At 38.1% G+C, this 22,108-nt stretch carries 16 protein-coding genes and 2 riboswitches; of the genes, 2 read left to right on the top strand and 14 right to left on the bottom strand.

Features of this window, described 5'->3' with window-relative positions; translation table 11 throughout:
• Positions 1–570 precede the first annotated feature (570 nt).
• Together H8Z77_RS01140 and trxB are read right to left on the bottom strand one after the other, a co-directional pair.
• A complete protein-coding gene (locus tag H8Z77_RS01140; protein WP_069988338.1) occupies positions 571–1,113 on the bottom strand; it encodes a GNAT family N-acetyltransferase in 543 nt (180 codons plus the stop codon).
• Positions 1,114–1,230: 117 nt separating this feature from the next.
• Positions 1,231–2,148, bottom strand: coding sequence for a thioredoxin-disulfide reductase (gene trxB, locus H8Z77_RS01135; protein WP_186995900.1), 918 nt, complete (start codon positions 2,146–2,148; stop codon positions 1,231–1,233).
• 379 nt (positions 2,149–2,527) lie between these two features.
• Between trxB and nth the strand changes: the two genes are divergently transcribed.
• On the top strand, positions 2,528–3,163 hold the full coding sequence (nth, locus tag H8Z77_RS01130; protein ID WP_069988336.1) for an endonuclease III: 636 nt from the start codon (positions 2,528–2,530) through the stop codon (positions 3,161–3,163).
• Positions 3,164–3,198: 35 nt separating this feature from the next.
• Positions 3,199–3,298, top strand: a riboswitch (TPP riboswitch).
• A 39-nt stretch (positions 3,299–3,337) separates the two neighbouring features.
• The gene (locus H8Z77_RS01125) at positions 3,338–3,955 is read left to right on the top strand and encodes an energy-coupled thiamine transporter ThiT (RefSeq protein ID WP_207725988.1); all 618 of its coding nucleotides are present in this window, start codon (positions 3,338–3,340) and stop codon (positions 3,953–3,955) included.
• 95 nt (positions 3,956–4,050) lie between these two features.
• Here the strand turns inward: H8Z77_RS01125 and H8Z77_RS01120 are convergent, their stop codons facing one another.
• The 12 genes from H8Z77_RS01120 to H8Z77_RS01065 form a co-directional block, all read right to left on the bottom strand.
• On the bottom strand, positions 4,051–4,662 hold the full coding sequence (locus H8Z77_RS01120; protein WP_186995899.1) for a manganese catalase family protein: 612 nt from the start codon (positions 4,660–4,662) through the stop codon (positions 4,051–4,053).
• Positions 4,663–4,665: 3 nt separating this feature from the next.
• The gene (locus H8Z77_RS01115; RefSeq protein WP_069988252.1) at positions 4,666–4,926 is read right to left on the bottom strand and encodes a spore coat protein CotJB; all 261 of its coding nucleotides are present in this window, start codon (positions 4,924–4,926) and stop codon (positions 4,666–4,668) included.
• Entirely contained in the window at positions 4,927–5,163 is a 237-nt protein-coding gene (locus tag H8Z77_RS01110) for a spore coat associated protein CotJA (RefSeq protein WP_235843896.1), read from the bottom strand. It abuts the gene before it with no gap.
• A gap of 651 nt (positions 5,164–5,814) precedes the next feature.
• Positions 5,815–6,393, bottom strand: coding sequence for a folate family ECF transporter S component (locus H8Z77_RS01105; protein WP_069988251.1), 579 nt, complete (start codon positions 6,391–6,393; stop codon positions 5,815–5,817).
• Between the two features lie 75 nt (positions 6,394–6,468).
• Positions 6,469–6,564: riboswitch (THF riboswitch) on the bottom strand.
• 136 nt (positions 6,565–6,700) lie between these two features.
• Positions 6,701–13,486 carry a chitobiase/beta-hexosaminidase C-terminal domain-containing protein gene (locus H8Z77_RS01100; RefSeq protein WP_186995898.1) on the bottom strand — a complete coding sequence of 2,262 codons (6,786 nt, stop codon included), beginning with the start codon at positions 13,484–13,486 and terminating at the stop codon, positions 6,701–6,703.
• A gap of 715 nt (positions 13,487–14,201) precedes the next feature.
• Complete coding sequence (locus H8Z77_RS01095; RefSeq protein WP_186995897.1) at positions 14,202–16,232, bottom strand: bifunctional 4-hydroxy-3-methylbut-2-enyl diphosphate reductase/30S ribosomal protein S1; 2,031 nt, start codon at positions 16,230–16,232, stop codon at positions 14,202–14,204.
• An 11-nt stretch (positions 16,233–16,243) separates the two neighbouring features.
• Entirely contained in the window at positions 16,244–16,840 is a 597-nt protein-coding gene (locus H8Z77_RS01090; RefSeq protein WP_069988248.1) for a lysophospholipid acyltransferase family protein, read from the bottom strand.
• Positions 16,841–16,855: 15 nt separating this feature from the next.
• The gene (gene cmk, locus H8Z77_RS01085; RefSeq protein WP_186995896.1) at positions 16,856–17,521 is read right to left on the bottom strand and encodes a (d)CMP kinase; all 666 of its coding nucleotides are present in this window, start codon (positions 17,519–17,521) and stop codon (positions 16,856–16,858) included.
• Between the two features lie 16 nt (positions 17,522–17,537).
• Entirely contained in the window at positions 17,538–18,776 is a 1,239-nt protein-coding gene (locus H8Z77_RS01080; RefSeq protein ID WP_366472160.1) for a BaiN/RdsA family NAD(P)/FAD-dependent oxidoreductase, read from the bottom strand.
• Between the two features lie 8 nt (positions 18,777–18,784).
• Complete coding sequence (locus H8Z77_RS01075; RefSeq protein WP_069988245.1) at positions 18,785–19,669, bottom strand: MurR/RpiR family transcriptional regulator; 885 nt, start codon at positions 19,667–19,669, stop codon at positions 18,785–18,787.
• Between the two features lie 682 nt (positions 19,670–20,351).
• Positions 20,352–20,882, bottom strand: a complete 531-nt coding sequence (locus tag H8Z77_RS01070) for a FumA C-terminus/TtdB family hydratase beta subunit (protein WP_186995894.1) — start codon at positions 20,880–20,882, stop codon at positions 20,352–20,354.
• Positions 20,883–20,891: 9 nt separating this feature from the next.
• Positions 20,892–21,863, bottom strand: coding sequence for a hypothetical protein (locus H8Z77_RS01065; protein WP_186995893.1), 972 nt, complete (start codon positions 21,861–21,863; stop codon positions 20,892–20,894).
• Positions 21,864–22,108 lie beyond the last annotated feature (245 nt).

The following is a 22,108-nucleotide window of genomic DNA, read 5'->3' as shown; positions in this document are numbered from 1 at the left end:
TAAGTAAAGCAAATATGAACCAAAGTGGTTACAATACACACCCGCCAGGGTACGGAAACACAGGGATAGCCAACAGCTTACTAGCGCAATGTTGTTACAATACACACCCGCCAGGGTACGGAAACTTAGCCATTTTTCCTGTCTCCCAAAATGAGAGCGAGTTACAATACACACCCGCCAGGGTGCAGTCTCATTAGATTAGAGATACACCATCTCGAAAAGAAGCTTTTTAACCCTTTTTATCTCCACATTAAAAAGCTACTGATAAGTTTAAGATTAAGCCTTCCATGGATGACAGATCACATTTTAGGCAGCAAAAAAGCTGGTATTACGATTTTGTAATGCCAGCTTTTTTGCGTTGTCCATATAGATAATTGTTATGCCACTCCACCTTATACAATAACCCAAAATCGAACATAGACCTTTTTCCTACAAAATATAAAGGTAAGCTAAATGAAATATTCCTAGATTTTTATCGTGTTTTTTTATTGTAGTATCAATAAATGATTGAAAGTAAGGAAAAGTAAATTTATCTTTTGCTATAAAATTATACCAAGAAATCAATTCATTTCATTCTTTCTTATTGATGTATTCTTCTTTTAATATTGAAAAACACAGGTGGTCTTTTATATCAGTTGGGGAAACTTGCTCTGCCATACGTAAATACCCCTCATAATAAAATCCAGATTTCTCTAAAACACGTTTTGAAGCAGGATTATCTGGATAACAATTGGCAGAAATCAAATCCAATCCCATGACCGAAAAGCCGTAGTATAATACAGCCAGTACACTTTCCGTCATATAACCATTGCCCCAGTAAGTCTTACTTAGGGAATATCCTATCATCCTACTGTTCGGAAAATTCCGGCTTATATCCGGAACCAACCCAATCGTACCAATCAATTTATTCTTTTCCGGAAAGATAATCCCCCATACTGATTCCTGGTTTAAAAAAATTTTTTTCATAATTTTATAGCTCTCTTTTTTGCTTTGATGGGGTAGCCATCCGGCTTTTGGTCCTACTTCCGGTTGACTGCAATATTCATAAAAATCATCCAAATCTCCCTTTACCATTGGACGCAACAACAATCTTTTTGTACGTAATACAGCCATTAATTTCTCCTTTTTCCATCATTGTTTCATGATACTATTAGCAATCTCTTTCTTATCATCCTATTTTTACTATACAAAACAAAAAGGCATAGTTTTGCACCATACCTTTCCGATTATTTAAAAAAATGAATGGCTAATGAAGTTTGCGCATCCAGTTGCTGCTACTGCTCCATCAGCTGCCGCAGTAACTAACTGACGTACTTTTTTGGTACGAGTATCCCCTGCCACAAAAACGCCTGGAATATTGGTCTTACAATCTTCCCCTGCCACAATATAGCCATACTTGTCCATCTCAACCCAGCGGGAAAACATTCCATTGTTTGGTTGAGAACCAATTGCTACAAATACACCTACTACTGAAAGGGTTTCTTCCTGCCCTTTATGGGAAATCATTACCTGCTGCACTTGATCCGTTCCCGAAATCTTTGTAACTTCATATTCTAGATGGAATACAATATTATTGGTATTTTGTGCTTGCTGTACATACATAGGGCTTGCTTTGAACTGTTTGCTACGATGGATTAAATGTACAGTACGGCAAAATTTCGATAAATATAGAGCATCCTCTAAAGCGGTATTGCCACCCCCTACGACACACACGTCCTGTCCCTGAAAAAAGTTTCCGTCACAAATAGCACAATAGGAAACCCCTCTACCTTTCCATTCTTCTTCTCCAGAACAACCTAAATCCCGGTGTTTTGCTCCGGTTGCAATAATAACTGTTTTCGCATAATAAGTTTGAGTACCAGCAGTAATCGTTTTTATTCTCCCCAATAAATTAAGGTCGGAAATCTCTTCATAAATAATTTTTGCCCCTAAATTAGTTGCATGTTGGTATAGTTGGTTTGCAAACTCATACCCAGATATTTTTTCAATTCCAGGATAGTTTACAATATCCGGTGTATTAATAATTTGTCCTCCGTGCATCTGGTTTTCAACCACTAAAACGGAAAGGCCTGCACGCACACCATAAATAGCGGCAGAAAGCCCCGCTGTACCTGCTCCAATAATCACAATATCATAGTTAGAATTCAAAGTATATTCACCTCAGTTACGATTGATGTTTTTATAAAAAGATGTAGTTTGTCCAACATGTTAACGACATACTAAAAAATTGTAGAAGCCAAATAGTATTCAAAGCACCTTGTTCAATGGTATCGTGTTCATATTATAACAGCTTTACCATACACTAGAATCGCTTATATAGAAAGACATAGATTTGTATGAAACAAATTGTTACTTTATATTATACTACAAACAAACAAAAACAATCAAGAAAAATTTTAACTAGCCTTATGATACCAATATTTTTGCAAAAATAATCATATTATGTCGATAAAAAATAACTTGTGTAACTTTTTTCATTATGGTATAATAAATAATAATAATTACTAGTTTAAAAGAAGGTGGACATATGACAAAAAAAGACCGTGCGTTAAAAGCAGTGGAATTATTAAAACAACGGTATCCAGACGCTATTTGTTCCTTAACATACCAGCATCCTTATCAGCTCTTATTAGCAACCCGGCTTTCTGCCCAATGCACCGATGCAAGAGTAAATATTGTAACAAAAGATTTATTTGAACAATATCCCACCATGGAATCCATTGCTCAAGCGGATGTAAATGATATTATAGCGATTGTCAAACCCTGCGGATTGGGAAATACAAAAGGAAAAGATTTGGTAGGAATTTGTCAAAAATTAATCAGCGATTATCATGGCGAATTGCCCGATTCTATTGAAGAACTTACAAAATTACCAGGGGTAGGAAGAAAAACGGCAAACCTAATTATGGGGGATGTTTTCCATAAACCTGCTGTTGTAACCGATACCCATCTAATCCGTATTTCCAATCGTTTGGGGCTAGTTTCAGTAAAAGAACCAAAAAAGGTAGAAATGGAACTACGCAAAATACTGCCACCAGAGGAAAGCAGTGATTTTTGCCACCGTACAGTATTATTTGGGCGGGATGTTTGTAAAGCACGGGGACCAAAATGTGAAGGCTGTGACTTAGCCGAAATTTGTAAATCTGCTGGGAAAACAGGTTAAACTTGACAAATCATCCAAAAAAAGATAAACTAATAATTAGAAATCGGGGGTGCCATAGGGCTGAGAAGGAACTATTTCCTAACCCTTATACCTGATCTGGGTCATGCCAGCGTAGGGAGTATTATGCTGTAAAAATTCCAGCCTTTCTGCGTATTTGTAGAAAGGCTATTTTTATTGTTTTTTAATACAGCAAAATCTGTTCCGATTTCAAAAAATCATATGAACAGGAGAATTACTATGAAAAAACTCTTTTCTGTCAAATTAACTGTTAAAAATATGGCTTATATGGCGCTACTTTTAGCAATGCAAGTAGTGCTAACCTATGTAGACAATGTTATTCCAGAAATGCCACAAGGCGGTTCCTGGATATCATTTGCAATCATTCCAATCTTTTTAACCAGTTATTTAATGGGGGTTGGCTATGGAGTTATCGTTGGTTGTTTAGGTGCCATAATGCAATTTATTTTAGGATTAGCAAAATATTTTGGCCCTTGGTCTGTATTGTTGGATTACTTGCTTCCATTAGCTGTTTGTGGCTTAGCTGCCCTTTTACCAAATATTAAATTAAAAAAACGGGAAATATGTATCGGAGTAGTATTATCAATGGTTTTAAAATTTTTAAGCCATTACCTTTCTGGCGCGTTGCTTTTTGCTAGCTCTGCTCCAGAAGGACAAAATCCATTTTGGTATTCGTTTTATTATAACCTTCCTTACAATGCTATTACATTAGTTTCCAGTATTATTATTGTATCCTTGATTTATCCTCCGCTTAAAAAAGCAATTAAATTATAACAATACAATAGCATGCAAAAAGGGCCTTTCATCGATGAATAAACCCAATAAAATGGGTCTATTCAAAGATGATAAGGCTCTTTGTATATCTCAAGCTACTTTCTTTTCTTCTTGCGGTCAAATGCAGGGTTAAACGCATAGAAATTCTTGCTATTTAATTCATCTTGCACTTTTCTCAAGCTTTCACCAAAGCGTTGGAAATGTACAATTTCCCTAGCACGCAAAAATTTTAATGGATCCCTTACATCTGGATCATCAACTAAACGTAAAAGGTTATCATAGGTGGTCCGTGCTTTTTCTTCCGCAGACAAATCTTCAGTTAAGTCTGTAATAACGTCGCCGGTAGAGGAAAATGTTGCTGCTGTAAAAGGTGTACCAGAAGCAAACTGGGGATATACTCCTGTTGTATGGTCAGTATAATAAGCATCAAATCCGGATTTTTTGATTTCATCAATCGAAAGATTTCTTGTTAGTTGGTGAACAATAGCGGAAACCATCTCTAAATGTGCCAGTTCTTCTGTACCAATATCGGTCAATGTTGCTTTGGCTTCTTTATACGGCATACTATAACGTTGAGAGAGGTATCTCATAGATGCGCCTAATTCGCCGTGGGGACCGCCAAACTGACTAATTACTACTTTAGCAAGCGCTGGGTTTGGCTGAGAAATCTTTACAGGATATTGTAAACGTTTATCGTAACTCCACATGGGCTAATCCTCCATTTCCCAAGGCCATGGATCTTCTATCCAGTTCCATTTACGTTCCCCACTGGATTGTTCTACTCGAACAGGACCGTATTTGGCTGCATATTCTTCCATCGCCTTTTGTTTTGCTTGACGTTGCTGGTCAAAATATCTTAAAGCAGCTTGGTCAGTAGGATGAGTATCCAAATAAAGCTGAACATCATAAACAGCGAAAGCTGCTTCCTGCAACTTTTTCATTAACTGTTCCCGTTCATTTAATTTCATCATTTATGATTCCTCCTCCCCTACAAATGGCAAATCCAGTTCTGGAAAAATGGTTCCTCGTTCCAATGCTACATCGGTATCATAGGTACGTTTCCATTTTTGGATTGGAACATAGGCAATTGCTAAAGGAAGGCTATCAATATCTCTACACTCTGGCTGATTGGGTTTTATACAACGCAAACCAGAAGACATTGGCATAACTTCACTCATATATTCTTCAAATTTATAATTATTATCCAATGAACACAAACTCCTTTCTGTTTCAATTCAGTTTTATCCTATGAAAAAAAACATAAATAAGTTCACTTTCTCTCAATATTTCAAAAACACTTTCAATAAAACTAGACCATTTTCTAGTTTAAACTATATATAAAAAGTTGTTTTTATTCAAAAAAGCAATGTTTTTATTTTTTTAAGCCACAGCCTCTAAGCCTAACCGAAGGCTCAATAAAGTACTACAAAACTATTTTAGCAATGTACTAATTCGTTAATTGGTGATACCTTGCCACCGTTTTTGATATCTAAAGTTTTTGCTGACAATTCACTTTTCTCGATTTTGAAAGTAAAAACTGATGTATTGACAACAGCATCAGTTTCTAAAACGACAAAAACGGGAGGTAGCAGAATTGCTATCCTCCCGTTTGAGGGGGTAAGATGAGATAAAAAGCATTATCAATATAAAACGAAAATTACAAAATTGCTTTTTATAGAAATATTATCCGCAATTAGAATATCACACTATTGATTTTCATACAAGTTCAAATAATGCTTTTTTACTATCAAATTTTGTTATATTTTATTTTATTTGTATATAACGCACAAATAAATAACTCTTTTCTTGTATAAATCGAAAATCATATTCTTATATAAAATGTAATGAGATTATTCTATTTACATCTGTTGTTTTGTAGGAACAGATACTAGATTTAACTTTCTACAAGCAATGCTAAGTGGGTTTGACAGTGCAAAGAATAGAATCGTATTTACTGGTATGGAGATCGCATTTTTCACAATTCGCTGTGGTAACAATGTCCAAAATGGAGTTCCATACATAATTGACAGCCAATAGGTATTGAGCAGTATATGTAGAAAAACTCCAATAAATAACATTGTTAATAAAACACGGATCAAACCAAGTTTTCTACGATAAAACGCTATTCCATAAACCATTCCAGCCAATACAGCTGTTATCGTCATTCCAATAAAAAAGGAACCATTATTAGTAGGAACCAAAACAATCCGCAATAGATCACTCACACAGGCACAAAGACCAGATACGACTGGGCCATACAAATATCCAATCATACCAATAGCGATAAAATCAAACCGGATATACAACATTTGACCAATTGGAATTTGAAAAAAGCCAATTACAATACTCAACGCTGTTAGCATCGCTGCTATAGTCAAACATTTTAAATGACGTAACTCATTGGCAGAATCTCGAAAATCTTTTATAAAATCAGACATAAAAAAACCTCCTTATTATTTTGCATTTCCACGCTCTATAACAAGGGGTTATCTAGAATCACTCTTTATTATAGCAGCAACGGGATGCAACATATGTACCGCGGATTTTCCTTCGTTCTGGTGACAACTCCCCGTTCACCAAACACTTAACGCACATATGTTTACTTTGCCTAATTTCGTTTATTATTATAGCACATAAAAACCCTGATTGCAATAGAAAAAACGCTCTGATTAAATCAGAGCGTTTTTCATCATTTTTAATTTAATTATACTTTCAGTATGCTATCATTTAAAAAGTACAAAATAATTATTTTTTCTTTTTCAGGACTATTACTGTTCCAGCTGCAATCATTAATGCTACAGCACCAGCAATTGGAGCAACATCGCCTGTTTTCGCTGCGTTTGCTTTTGTGATTGTACTTTCTTGCCCTGTTTGTGTACCGTCCATATCGTTATCTACTGGGGTTTCAGCAGTTGGTGTTTCTACTGTTATCAATCCTTTCATTGCTTCTTGTACATTTGCTACTGCTGTGTCTACTTCTTCCTGAGTTGCGTTTTCATTTTCCATTACTGCGTTTGCCTCTGCTACTGCTGCTTCCAGTACTGCGTAGCTTTCCGCTGTGTATACGTTAGCATCTTTGCCATTCGCTTCCGCCAATAACGCTTCCAGGATGGATTTATCTGCTTTGTATCTCAGATTCAGCATTGCATTCAACAGATTGCTTTCTGCTGTTTTGATTTCTGCCTGCATTGCATTGTCTTTATCCGCTAATAAATCTTGCGCTGCTTTCAATGCTTCTAAGAATTCTGCCTGACCTGCTTCTACAAAGTCATTCATATCGTAGGTTTTCGCCAATGCTACCAGGGATTCTAAGGAAGTAATATCACCTTTGACAAAGCCTAGTTTATGAATTTCTGTCATTAATGCTTTCCATGCTGCATCTATTGCATCCTGACTTGCTGCTGGATCTGCCGCAATTTCTTTTGCTGCATCCAATGTTGCGTTGAAGGATTCCTGTACATCTGCAATTACATTGTTAAACCCCTCAGAAGCTTTTTGTTCTTCCGCATAGGTAATTACTTTGTTCAGGATATCTTTATTTACCTCGGTTGGTTCTACTGGTTTTCCTGGAACTAGTACTTTTCTTACAGCAATAGCTGTTTCTCTATCTTTGGATACAGTATAAGTGAGTTCTACTTCAGTATCCACAGTTGGATGAGTCACCTTTCCATCCAGGCTAATAATTTCTGGACGGCTACTGTTTGTCAATTCTACTGTAAATCCATCTGGAACTTCTGGTAAGGCAATTTGAGTAGTATCTTTTGTAATCACTGGTGTTGGGATTGCATCTGCTACTTCCTGTACCGTCCATTCTGGTTCCGATTGATCTTTTACAGTGATTTGAATAGAAGCTGTTAAACCGTCAAAGTTATTGACACCCTGTGTATCAGATAATGTACCAATTAAGGTATAATTTCCTGCTACAGTTGGGTTATAATTTGTACCATCCCATTGTACGGATAATTCTCTTGTTGTTTGATTATTTAATGTGACAGAAACTGTTTCAGGCAGGGAGAGTTCTTCAAATGGGATTCCATAGTCCACTGTAATTGTATCTAATGTTTCTACTGAAACAACAGTCGGCATTGGTTTGAACTGGAACCAGTTAACATTCATACCGCTTACCGTAAACGCAATTCTCAATATATGGGTTCCTTCTGTCAATGGAACCGTTGCTGGATCACGTGTTACCCAGTTTTGCCATCCTCCTGTTGCGGATTGGTTGGAAAACTCAGCAACTTTATTCCCATCTACCAATACATCAAACCCAGCGCCTGCTGCGTTGACAGATACACGTGGAGTAAATTGATACCAGCCTGTTTTTGCTACGTCAAACTGATATTCCAGCCAGGTACCACCATCGGTATAAATTGGATTTTGTCCACCATCTTCATCTTGACAATTTTCTGCTCCAATTCCAGGGCTCGTTGCGGAATGAGAAGTAGCTTTGATTTTTGTAATATCTGTGGAAGGGATAATATGGGTTAATTGTGTTACTTTGCTGTTTTCAAACTGATTGATTGCCTGTTGTAAGTCTAAAATCACATATTCAATATCAGTTGCGGTTAATTCTGGGTTTGCAGCTGCCTGTTTTGCCTGGTCGATAGCTGCCTGGAATTTGTTTAACACAGATGGAACATAATTTCCTACCGTTCCATCTGCTATCGCATTCTCTTTTAAGGTTTGCGCTGTTTCAATCAAAGCATTCAAACGGTCCAAATCTGGGGTATCTGGGACCTGTTTGAATGTAACAGATACAGTTGTATTCTGGGTAATATTGTTCACAGATAATACATTATCCTTCAAATGATAGGATGTAGATGGGTCAATTACAATTTGTTCCGGAACAAAGCCATCGTTTGGCTGTAATTGGAATACTGCATTGGACCCTTTTTCTATCTGCATGGTAGATGGAGATACTATTCCATGATCATCTGTATGGATAGTAACTGTCCTCATAAGAGGTTCTAATGTAAAGTAATTTACGTTAATACCGTTGTTGGTAAATACAAATTTAATGGTATGGACTCCTGCTGTTAAATTTACTTTAACAGGGTCACTGGTAGCCCAATTCTGCCAACCGCCAGTTTTCTGTTCCTGCAACATACTGCCTTGCAGTACATCATCTACATAAACCTCATAGCCACAGTTGTCTTCATTGGTAGAAATTCTTCCGTACAAATGATAAACATTATCCTGATCTACATCTACAGTATATTCCAGATATGTACCTTTATAAGTTCCTGTTGTATTCTGACCGCCATCCGAATCGCTACAAGCTTCTGAACCTACCACTGGGCTTGCGTCAGAATAATCAATTGCCTTTATTTTAGAGGTAGTATCCGATGTTAATTCATGAGTTATTTGGGTTACCTGTTGGCTTTCAAATTTTGCAATAGCTTCTTTTAAAAGGCAAATTGCATCTTCTACTTCCATAACAGTAGCCTGGTTATTTTCTGCTACAACTTTTGCTGCATCAATTTCAGCCTGGAACTCTTTTGCAGTTGTATGCAAATAGTTTCCTGGCTGCCCACCAATAGTTGCTTGATCCAGTTTATCTTGTGCAGATTGAATCAGCTGGTTTAATCCATCAAAATCAGCTGATTCAGGGATGGCTTTAAAGGTAACTTGAATGTCAGTTTGCCCTTTTACCTTTTGCACGGTTAACTGATTGTCATCTAATGTATAAGCAGTTACTGGAGTAATCATAACATCATCTACCATATAATTGGCATCCGGTGTTACTGTAAAGGTAGCATCTGTTGCAATTATAACTTCTTGTTGAGTTGGAGATACAGAACCATTTTCTCCCACTGTAACAGTTACGGTTGCTTGTTTCGCTTCTTTAGAAGTTGTAATCCAGGTTTCCTCTGGAACTTGATATTGGTAAGTTTGTGGTTGGCCAATTAATCTAGAAAATGCGTTTGTTTTGGACATTAAGTCAAAGATATTAACAACATTACGTTGCAACATTGCTTTTGTAGTTGGTTTTGTATAGTTTGGATCACTGGTGTTCACCTGATCTGGTTTTAAAACGGAATTTTTAATGACTTCCGCACTGCCAGAAGGCATTACCAAATCGTTACCAGCATACATCATCATACCATTGTCTGCGTAGCAACCCCAGTCGGTCATGATTACGTTTTCAAATCCCCATTCCCCACGTGGAATAGCAGTACAAAGTTCTAAATTAGTTGCGGTGGAAATACGGTTAACATCACAATAGGTTGTCATCAATCCCCAAGGCTGTGATGTTTTTACAATGATTTCAAATGCTTTCAAATAAATTTCCCGCAGAGCACGTTCTGATACAATAGCGTTAGCACATTGTTTTCTGTGAGTTTCCTGGTCATTTCCCACAAAGTGTTTTACTACACATCCAACACCATGTTTTTGTACATTCTGTATTACAGTAGAAGCTAACACACCGGTTAAAACAGGATCTTCTGCATAGTATTCTGAGTTTCTTCCCGAACGGGGGTCACGCAAAATATTTGCACCTGGCGCCAGCCAAAAATCGATTCCTTCTTCTACCATTTCTTTACCCACAGCGTCTCCTTGTTCTTGGAACAATTCTACATCCCAGGAACAAGCCAACAAGGATGGTGCAGCCCATTTAGTAAAGTTATTGGTTTTCACTCCTAAAGGACCATCCGCATAAGCGACGCCTGGACTTCTGAATCTGGAGGAATTTCCAGTATTAGAAACTACTTCTACTAATTCACTCAGATTCATTTGTGCCACTACCTGTTCCACAGTAGCATCGCCATTGTAAACATCTTCCAAAGTATAGAGTTTATCTGTGATTTGATATACAAAGGTAGCTACCTCACTGGAGCCATTTTCATTAGCTGCAATTGCTTTCAAGATTACTTTCGATTTTGTATCTAATGAAATTTCTCCATTATACTGTTCGGAAGCATTGGTTGGATCTTCTGGCATAGAACCATCTGTTGACATAGTATAGTAAATTTTTGTTCCAGCGGCACTGGATAAACCTACTTTTTGTCCTGTTAAATAAGTGCCTCCTGTTTCTACATTAGAAGTTGGAGCTGCAACATCCGCAATGGAAACGGTTACTACTGGACTATAGTCACAATTTGGTCCAACGGCAACCAGTTTTACAGTAGTACCATTTTTTACACTGATAGGAGCAGAGTAATACTGGGAAGCAGTTGTTGGAGTAGAACCATCTGTAGTATAGAAAATGCTCATACCGGATTCTGCCCGCATGGAAAGGATTTGATTTCCATTATCATCTTTTTCCATAAAAGAATAGGTTGGTTTTACTGCTTTTGCAGAAATACTCCCATCAATTTTATAAGCAAAGGAAGATACAACAGTATTTTTGCTATCATCTTTTACTGCCATTGCTTTGATCGTTGTATCAGCAGATACTGTAATTGGCTGTTGGTAAACAGCGCTGGATGTAGTTGGTTCTGAGCCATCTACTGTATAATAAATAGTAGAATCTGGACAATCATCATTTTTTAGAGCAACTGTAACAGCATCTTTATAACTGCCAGATGGCAATGTTGCTGTTACAAGTCCTGCGTATTCCTGTGTCTGGATGGATAACCAGTTTAAGTTGATATTATCATTATGGGTAATCAAATTCATTTTGGTCACGCCAGTTAAATCAACATTTTCTACCGTTGTTTCTGCCCAGGAACCAGTAGTGTCCATTTGGAAGGTACATAGTGTTTTATCATTCTGGTCAGTTAATGTAACACTACTTGGAGAATCCACAAAATAACGGATGGTTAAGGTATGGGAACCATCATAAGCAGAGTTCACTTCAAACGGCATTTTGGTATTTGCCTTTTGGACAGTTACACTCTTATATCCATCTTCATCACCAGAAGGGTCATTTACTACAAATCCCGCAAAGTTAACCCCTAAATCCGCACAATGGATCAATCCTGGAATTTGCTGTACTGCATCATCCAAAACAGGGGCAACACCATAACCGCTGGAATCCAATTCCTGCTGTGCTGCTTGTACAAATTCAGCCTCTACACTATTTTCTAACAATTCTGGCTCATCAGAAATTGTGTTAGCGTTGTTTTCTGTTTTTATACTAGAAGCCGTTAAAGGAATCCTCTTTGCAGATGCAATCTCTTCCTTTTCGCCTTCGTAGGAATATGGGGTAACCCCTTCTTTTGTAAAGCGAGATAACGGAATCGCTTCTTCCATATGGTTCGAAAGCTGTTCTGTCACTGCTAAATCATCCAAAGTAATCACAGCACCAACATGAGTATTACGAGAAGAATTTCCTACACGGACAACATAGTCTCCTGGCTCCAACACATAACGTGCGGTTTCTTCGTCGTAAGACGCCATGTTTTTCACCTGATAGGTCATGGTTAAAGTCTGTTTTTCATTGGGCTGTAGCAAATCAGTTTTCGCAAAAGCTGCTAATTCCTGGTAGGCTTTCTCCATTTTTCCATCTGGAGCACTATAGTAAACCTGTACTACTTCTTTTCCTGGGACATCTCCCGTATTGGTTACAGTTGCCTGCACGGTAACTGTTTCGCTATCAGCAGTGATGCTATCTATTTCTGTATCAAATGTGGTGTAAGATAAACCATATCCAAATGGGAATTTGGGTGTTACATTAAAAGTATCATAATACCGGTAACCAGCGTAAATATCTTCTTCATATTCTACCTCTGGGCCATGAAGCCCTTCTGGATAATTTGTCATTTCATAGTTCATATGAGTTGGAGTATCTTCATATTTTGCAGCCCATGTTTGGGTCAATTTACCAGAAGGATTTGCTTCCCCACTTAAGACAGCGGAAATTGCGTTTGCACCTTGGTCACCACAAATTCCTACCCATAACACGGAATCAATTTTATCATTATCCCAAGTCATATCAATTGGGGAGGCGGTGTTTAAAACAACAGTTACGTTATCAAAATATTTTGTGACAAGGTCAATCATATTTTGTTCTTCTGGACGTAATTGGTATTCGTTTTCCAGCTGCCAGTCGTATCCTTCCCCATTGGTACGTCCAATAAAAATGACAGCCTTGTTATTCCGTTGAGCAGCCTCGGATACAATAGAATCATTTAATGGCATCTCGGGAATAGATCGTTTTGACAAAATCTCGTTATCTACATTATCCATGCTAGTATCCGGTGGATTTGTACGAGCAAATTCTCGGTATTGCGCTGCAAGCTGGGAATCTACTTTGGTTTTGGTCTCCAATACACTCAAGGTATCCACAAATCCAATTCCAATTCCTTCCGTACTTCCAGAACCAAATACTGTTTTAAATGTATTCACTTGAGTAGAACCAAACACAGCGACTTGGTCCTCTGTTTGCAAAGGAAGTACATTTTCATGATTCCTAAGCAAAACCAAACTTTCTGTGGTAAAACGGCGAGAAATTTCCCGGTTGATATCAAATGTATCCCCTTGGGCTGCTAAAACAGGCGATACCGCAGTAACAGCAGTTGTAACCGCTATCGCGGCCGCCAACAAAGCAGAACAACACCGTTTCCAGATAGAATGTTTCTGTTTCAATCTCTTTTCCTCCTTAAGCAAATCTGCCTATAAAATTGTTATTATATACCATAACAAAATTATTATAGCATCTCATTATACAAATTTCTATTGACAATCTTTCCAAAAACAAGTAAATTATTTTATATTTTCGATAAATATCATAAATATAATAGAAAATTTTTATGAATAGAAACCATACAACGATGAAAAAATGAAACATTTATATGACAACTTTCTTTTTTAAAAAATAGCAAACATTCAGGAAATTAATTCCAACATATGATATTACAACAAAGTGTTCCGAGCAAATTTCTCCTATTTTCTAAGACTAAAAGTAAAAATTTTTATGGTTCACTTCTATCAACAAAAGTAAACTATTTTTCATCGTTATAGCCGCTAAAGTTGGTGGCTTGAAGAAACCCTAAAAGGGTCTATTACCGGCTAGTCCTTACAGTACATTGAATATTTTGTCACTGGCATTAAATTCATAAACGAAAAATTCATCCACTTAACAACTTTTTCTGTTAGTTTTCCAGCCCGTTTATTCCTAACTTGTTTCATCTACTACTGGAATCTAAACTCTCTTTTACGGAAACTTCTACCGACAGAGCCGATGGTTTCCATAACAGCAAAAAGCGCATGCCTGCGTTTATGCAAACATGCGCTTTTTCTTTTTTATCACAAAAATAATTTTTACTTTATGAACTGTAAAATCTATAGTTTAAATAAACTATTATTGAATTTCTACACCTTCAATATTTGCTACAGCTTCTTTCAGTTCTTCTTTTTCGGAATCAACTTCATCTGTTTCTTCTGTTTCTGCTGGAGCTTCTTCTTCCAACAGGGCACGCATAGATAAGCTAATGCGTTTTTTGTCCAGATCAATTTCCGTAATTTTAGCGTCTACTTTTTGGCCAACAGACAGAACATCTGCAACTTTTGCAATATGCTGGTTAGCGATTTGAGAAATGTGAATCAAACCGTCAACACCTGGAATGATTTCCGCAAATGCACCAAATTGAGTTAAAGAAACGATAGTTACGTTTACAACCTGGTCAACCGCATAATTGTTTTTGAAGATTTCCCATGGATTATCTTCTGTTTTTCTGTAACCCAAAGAGATTTTTTTCTTTTCTTCATCAATATCTTTTACATATACTTCTACAGTATCGCCAACTTTAACAACATCGGAAGGATGTTTGATTTTAGTCCAAGACAATTCTGTGATGTGGATCATACCGTCAACGCCGCCCAGGTCAACAAATGCGCCGTAATCGGTCAGGGATTTTACAGTACCAGTATAAGTTTTGCCAACTTCTACTTCACTCCAGAATGCTTCCGCTTTTGCTTTTTTTGCTGCATTCAATACCGCTCTTACAGATGCAACAGCACGTCTGCGGTTTGGATTTACTTCAATTACTTTGAATTCCACTTCTTTTTTCAAGAATTCTTCTGCGTTTTCTACACGATGGTCAGACAGCTGGGAAATTGGAATAAAGATTTTAACGCCATTGGTCAATACCAAAGCACCGCCGCGAACAACATCGGTGATAACACCGGATAAAGTTTTATCTTCATCTTTTGCAGCAATGATTTCATCAAAACCTTTTTCAGCATCCAAACGTTTTTTAGACAGGGTAACAATACCATCCTGGTCATTTACTTTTAATACAACCAGATCAATCTCATCACCTTTTGCAACAATCTCTTCTGGTTTTGCGTTTGGATCATCGCTTAATTCAGAAGATGGAATAAAGCCAGACTGTTTGCCACCAATATCTACTTGCACTTCATTTTTGGCAATAGAGGTAACAATACCTTTAATTCTCTTTCCTGTATATAGTCTTTCTGCCTGTGCTTCTGATTGTTCCAGCAGCTCGGCAAAGCTCAGTTCCTCTGTAGGCTGATCTTTAATAATTTCACTCATGGTTTCTAGAACCTCCTTAATGATATAGGCAGGAGTAGAAGCTCCTGCTGTTATGCCAACCCTTTGGGCGGACATAATAAGACTAGGGTCAAGCTCGTCCTTGGTCTCAATCAGGACGGCATTGGTGTACTGCAAGCACACCTGCAACAGTTTCTTAGTATTCGAACTGTGGCGTCCGCCAATCACAACCATCAAATCAGATTGCTTGGCAAGCTCTATAGCTTCTGCCTGGCGCAAACTAGTCGCATTACATATTGTATCAAATATTTTGAGATTTGTACATAGGTTTTTCGCAATTTCTACGCATTTTTCCCATAAAGATACTTGAAACGTGGTTTGTGCTACCATAGCAGGAGCTTTTTTCACAAATTTTTCAGTATTTTTTAGTAAATCTTCCAATTCTTCTGGGGTCTGGAATACAAAACTCTCCCCTACACAATGCCCTTGTATTCCCTGTACTTCTGGATGCTCAGGATTTCCCGCAATCAAAATAGGATTGCCGTTGGAAGATTCCTGAAAGACAATATTATGAATTTTTGCCACAAACGGACAAGTTGCATCATTATAAGTAAGCTGATGTTTCTTTAAAGAATGATAAACAGATTGTCCAACGCCATGGGAACGGATAACGATAGTCTCATCTTGGAAAGCCTGCTCTGGTTGCTCAATAATGCGCACCCCTTTAGTAGACAAATCCGCAACCAATTGGGGATTATGGATAATAGGCCCCAAGGTGCAAACTTTTTTTCCTTGTTGGATTAAATCATAGACCAGGTTGACACCACGGTCTACCCCAAAACAGAAACCAGCTGTTTTTGCTAATTTTATCTGTGTCATAGCCCTTTTCCTCACTGATAATGCAGTTCCGCAATATGGTCCATAATCATTCGGCTGGCAGCTTTAATCTCAGCAGGTGCTGGTTGTTCTCCCAAATGAAGATCTTCACTGGGAATTGGGGTTCCATAACGGATGGTAACTTTTGTTCCAGGACGGTGTTTTAAGGTACTATAAGTAATTGCCGCTGGTACTACAACAGCGCCGGTTTTACAAGCGATCATTGCCGCACCGGATTTTGGCTTTAACAGTTCCCCTGTTTTGGAACGGGTCCCTTCTGGAAATAAAGCCAGAATCTTTCCCTCTTTAATTGTTTCCAAAGCCTGGTCAAAAGCAGCAGTATCCCCTTTCCCTCTAGAAACAGGAAATGCTCCTAATTTACGAATAATAGGAGCCAAAATTGGCTTATGGAACAACTCCTCTTTCGCCATAAAAGTAAGCCTACGTTTTTTTAGTTTCAATGCCAATAATGGAGGATCCAAATAAGACTGATGGTTACACACCATAATAAAGCCATGGTCTGGTACATTCTCTATCCCTTCTACTTTAATCCGGTAAAAGATAGGGAACAACACATTTAATACTTTCTGTCCAAATTCATAAAAGCCCATAATTGATTCCTTCTGTTAGTTCAATTTATTTTTTACCAAATCCAATAAAGCCTGGATGGATTGCTGTAAATCCAAATGGGATGTATCCAATAAGACAGCGTCTTCCGCCTGTTTTAATGGTGCTATTTCCCGATGCGAATCATTGTAGTCCCTTTGTTGAATATCCGTTAAAACCTCCTGGTAAGAAACAGCCTGTCCTTTTTCTTCCAACTCCTTACAGCGACGTTTAGCACGTTCCTCTGCGGAAGCAGTCAAAAAGATTTTAACATCGGCGTTTGGCAATACCACTGTACCAATATCACGGCCGTCCATCACCACATTGTTTTTCTTTGCCATATCTTTTTGTAAATCCAACAGGAACTGGCGTACTTTAGGGACGGCGGAAACAGCGGAAGCGGCCATAGAAACCTCCGGTGTGCGGATCAGGTCAGAAACATCTTCTTCTCCCAAAAAGACCCGTTGCTCCCCTTGAATAAACTTCAGCTCAATTTGAACATTTTCCACATTGAAAGCAATTGCTTCTGCATCCTGTAATGAAATTCCATGCCGAATCATGTATAATCCAATAGAACGATACAACGCACCGGTATCTACATAGATATATCCCAATTCTTTCGAAGCTGCTCGGGCAATCGTACTTTTTCCAGCACCGGCAGGTCCGTCAATCGCGATTGAAACCATTTTATTTCTCCCTTTCTTATTCCGCATTTAACCCAGCCAAATAGCCAGTAGACCATGCGATCTGTAAATTATACCCACCTGTATAAGCATCTACATCTAAAATTTCCCCAGCAAAATATAACCCTGACTGTATCTTAGATTCCATTGTTTTAGGGTTCACCTGGGAAACATCCACTCCACCAGAAGTAATAATCGCTTCTTCCACTGGGCGAAACCGTTCCGGTGTCAGCTCAAAATGTTTGAACAAATAGCATAGACGCTCTCTCATTTCACGGGTAATCTGATTTCCTTTTAAATCAAACGGAATTCCACTGCGTTTTGCCATAACAGGTACCATTTTTGCCGGAAGCAATCCACGCAACAAATTAATAAAATCCTTGTTGGATTTTTCAGAAAAATCTCGGATGAGCCTGGCATCTAACTGTTCTGGGGAAAGTGCTGGTTTTAGATCGATTTCCATCTGATATTTTCCTGACTGCATCTCCCTCATATGAGAGCTTGCGGACAGCACTAATGGTCCAGAAATTCCGAAATGGGTAAACAGCATCTCTCCCATTTGAGAATAAACAACCTGTTTTGAACCTGTTTTTGTCACAGTTAAGATAACATTCCGCAAGGATAGTCCCATCATTTCCTTGCAGCCATCCTGCGGGTTGGTTTCAATTGGTACTAAAGAAGCAGTTACCGGTGTAATACGATGCCCCAATTTTTCGGCAATCAAATACCCATCCCCTGTGGAACCAGTCCTTGGATAGGATTTTCCTCCCGTTGCGACCACAACAGCATGACAGGGAATTACTTCCTCTGTCGTCGTTTTCACACCAACAATTTTATTTTTTTCAGTCAGTACTTTTTTTGCCCGTTTATGAAGTAGTTTAACTCCACAATCTTTGCAATACCGTTCCAAACAGGAAACAATATCGCCAGCACGGTCAGAAACCGGAAATACACGATTTCCACGTTCTGTTTTTAAGGGAACGCCAAGGCTTTCAAAAAAAGAAATAGCGTCTTCCGCACTAAATTGGGAAAAAGCGCTGTACAAAAACTTTCCGTTTTTCGGGACGTGGGCAATCAGATTTTGTAAATCACTGTTATTAGTAACATTGCATCGGCCTTTTCCTGTAATCAGTATTTTTTTACCAACACGGTCATTTCGCTCTAATAGGACTACCTGTTTGCCATATATTGCAGCTGTACTGGCAGCCATCAAACCTGCTGCCCCTCCACCAATTACTACAAGATCTGCCATCCGAATAACTCCTTTTAGATGTCTTTGTTTTCCATCTTCTCTCTATTCTTCGCATATACTTGGTATTCATCCCAAATATACTCTAATTTCTGATAGGTAGTAGAAATTTCTTCTCGCTTTTTCAATCCAACAGCAACCACTAAAGCGTTAACCAAACTCAATGGTGCCACTAAGCTATCAATAAAAGAAACCATATCACTTCTCGCCAGCAATAAGCTATCCGCTTTTTTTGCCAAAGGGGATTTAGGACTATCTGTAATTGCCACAACTGTACCGCCACAATCTTTCGCATAGCGGAACGCTTTTACTGTATTGTTGGAATATCTAGGAAAACTGATTCCGATCAATACATCTTGTGGTTCAATTCGCATAATCTGCTCAAACATTTCACTAACGCTGGTAGTCTGCACCAAACGGACATGTTTAAACATCTGATTAAAATAAAACCACATAAAACTGGCTAACGGAGCTGCGCTCCTAGTACCTATAATATAAATAGTTTCTGCGTTTACAATACTGTCTACCGCCCGTTCAAAATCTTTCCGGGATGTTTCTTCCAATGTTTTACGGATCTTTTCAATATCCAGATTTAAGACTTTATCCAGTACATCATCCTGGCCAATCTGTTCATCAGTCACTTGGATCCTCTGTACAGAGGTAAGGCGGTTGCGAATCATTTCGTGCAATGCCTTTTGCAGTTTTGGATATCCATCAAAACCAATCTCTGTTGCAAAACGCACTACTGTGGATTCGCTGACGCCAACAGTGGCGCCTAATTTTGCAGCAGTCATGAACGCTGCTTTATCATAATGATTGAGGATATAGTTGGCAATTAATTTTTGCCCTTTGGAAAAACTGCCCATATTTAATTCTATTAGTTCCAGCAGATCCTTTTCCATCACATAACCTCCCAAGTTTAATCTTATTTTATTTTAGAGGTTTTAAGAGAAGATGTCAAGGAAAAACCTGCGAAATTTGCAATTTATACAAAGAGCTTCATTCATTTTTCATTTTATATTCCTGATATCAAAAGAAATATTTCCGTTTATTTCTATGTTTTTTTAATGATCCACTGTTTTTTTCCATAACGATATGCAATTGATTTTTCATAATCATTCAACGAAACCGCAAGAGATATCAATCAAACTACAAATGGAGTTGATAGAGAATAGAAGATCTATTATCAGCTAAGATAAGTCGCGATTCAAATCCAGTTTTCATGAATTATAATTATATACTATAAATAGTTGTTCTCCATAATATTTTGTAAAACAGCTACTATAAAAAATTGCTTTTGCCAAATACATCTTTTACTCTATGTTAACGTTAATCTCCCCATGATGAGCAGATTGGACAGAAAGTTTATATTTTTCTTTAAAAACATCAAATTTAAAATCCTATCTGATGTCAAACAGCTACAAAACGAGAAATGTCTGTAAAATATTCTTTTGCAAAAGCAGTTGCCGAATGTACTACATATTACCTGTGGTCAGTAAAAAATAGGCAGTAGTTCAAAATGTGACAGGAGAGTTACATAAAACAAAAAATACCCATCCTTTTCCAGGACGGGTGTTCTATATTCTAATGTTCAAAAATATTGCCTCCGTGGCAGTCAATCGTCACGGTTAGAGGGAATTCATCAAATATCAATTCTTTTACCGACTCACAGCCAAGGTCATCAAACGCAATTACTTTACAAGAAGTAATGTGTTTGCATGCCAACGCACCAGCTCCACCAATTGCACAAAGATAAACTGCCTGGTTCCGGATAATCGAATCAATTACTTCCTGGTTGCGCTCCCCTTTTCCAACCATAGCCGCTAGACCCATGTCCAATAATTTTGGAGCAAAACGATCCATCCTGCTCGAAGTAGTAGGACCACACGATCCAATTGCCATACCTGGTTTCGCAGGAGTTGGCCCTGCATAATAGATGACCGCGCCATCCATTCGGAATGGAAGTTCTTTTCCCTGCTCCATATATTCAAATATCCTTTTGTGCGCGGCATCACGGGAGGTATAAACCACCCCAGAGAGATAAACCCGATCCCTTACATTTAATGTTGGCGCAAATTCTTTTAATTGTTCTGTTGTAATATGATATTCTGCCATTGTACTTCCCTACTTTAAAAATTTTTTAATTGCTTTTTTGTATTTTTTGGTTGCCTCGGTAACCGATGGCGTACCTTTGGTGGTAATTGTCAAATTTTCCATTTTATCCTTTGCGGTTTGCACAGACTCAGTAGCGCTATCCAAATGGGAAACAGCTTCGCTCACTTCTTTTTCCAGGTTCCGCTGTAACGCCTCTAAGTCCTGGCGGAACCGTTCCTGTGTTTTAGGGTCTACTTTAATTTTGGGCGCATGGCGTTCCAGCTGTTTGCCAGCAGCATCCGCAATAATCTGTTTTGCCGTCTCGTTAGCGTGTTTAATAATCTCGTTGGCTTTTTGTTCTGATTGCACCATGGTATTATCTAACTCCTGTTTAGAGCGCTCTACAATCTGTTGTACAGAAACAGCTGCCTTTTTCATGACTTCAGCAGCGTTTTCTTCCCCTTGTTTGACAATTTTAGCTGCATCTTCTTCCGCTTGCTGGATTCTGGTGCTGTACTCCTGTTCCACTAACTGTTTGGCTTCCTGCACCATCTGGTTGGTTTTTTCTCTAGAAAGTTGTTTTGCTTGTTCTACCATTTCCTGCTTTTTCTGTTCTAATCCACGTTTTTCCAATTCCAAGGACTGGTACTGGGATAAACGGTCTTCATAAACCTGGATTTTATATAAAAGCTGACGGTTTTTTAACTCTACATCGTCAATTTTATCCTCTTTTTGGCGCAGCTCAAACTGACTTTGCTCTTCCATTTTCTGAACCTTATTCCGATATTTTTGAATTTGCACAATGGATTCCCGGCATTTCGTTTTCGTGGACTCCAATTCTTGCTTCGTTTGTTCCAATACCGCTTTTGTCTGGTTCAATTCCTGTTCCAGCTGCTTGTTCCTCTGTTCATATTCCCCAACCATTTGGTCAATAAACGCCAAAACATCCTGTTTTTTAAATCCACCAAATGGCGTTGTTTTAAATCTATCCAAATAATCCACTGTTGTTCCCCGCCTTTAATATTCCATCCCAATGTGATATTCTTTTTCTTCCTATATTAAAAAGAAACCCAATCTAATTATTTATTATATCATCAATCCAATACAGTTGGCAACACTTTTTCTGTCGAACGCTGCGTCAAAAATAATAGAAAAAACCGGTTGATTGCCTGCGAAACAAGTTGACGAATCTTGGATTTTTTAGTAACATGTAAATATATAATCTTTGTTACATATTTTAACTTAGA

The sequence above is a fragment of the Clostridium facile genome (assembly GCF_014297275.1).
Lineage (GTDB): Bacteria > Bacillota > Clostridia > Oscillospirales > Ruminococcaceae > Massilioclostridium > Massilioclostridium facile.
Note: the sequence above shows the minus strand (reverse complement) of the source record. Positions and strands in the feature narration are given on the sequence as shown.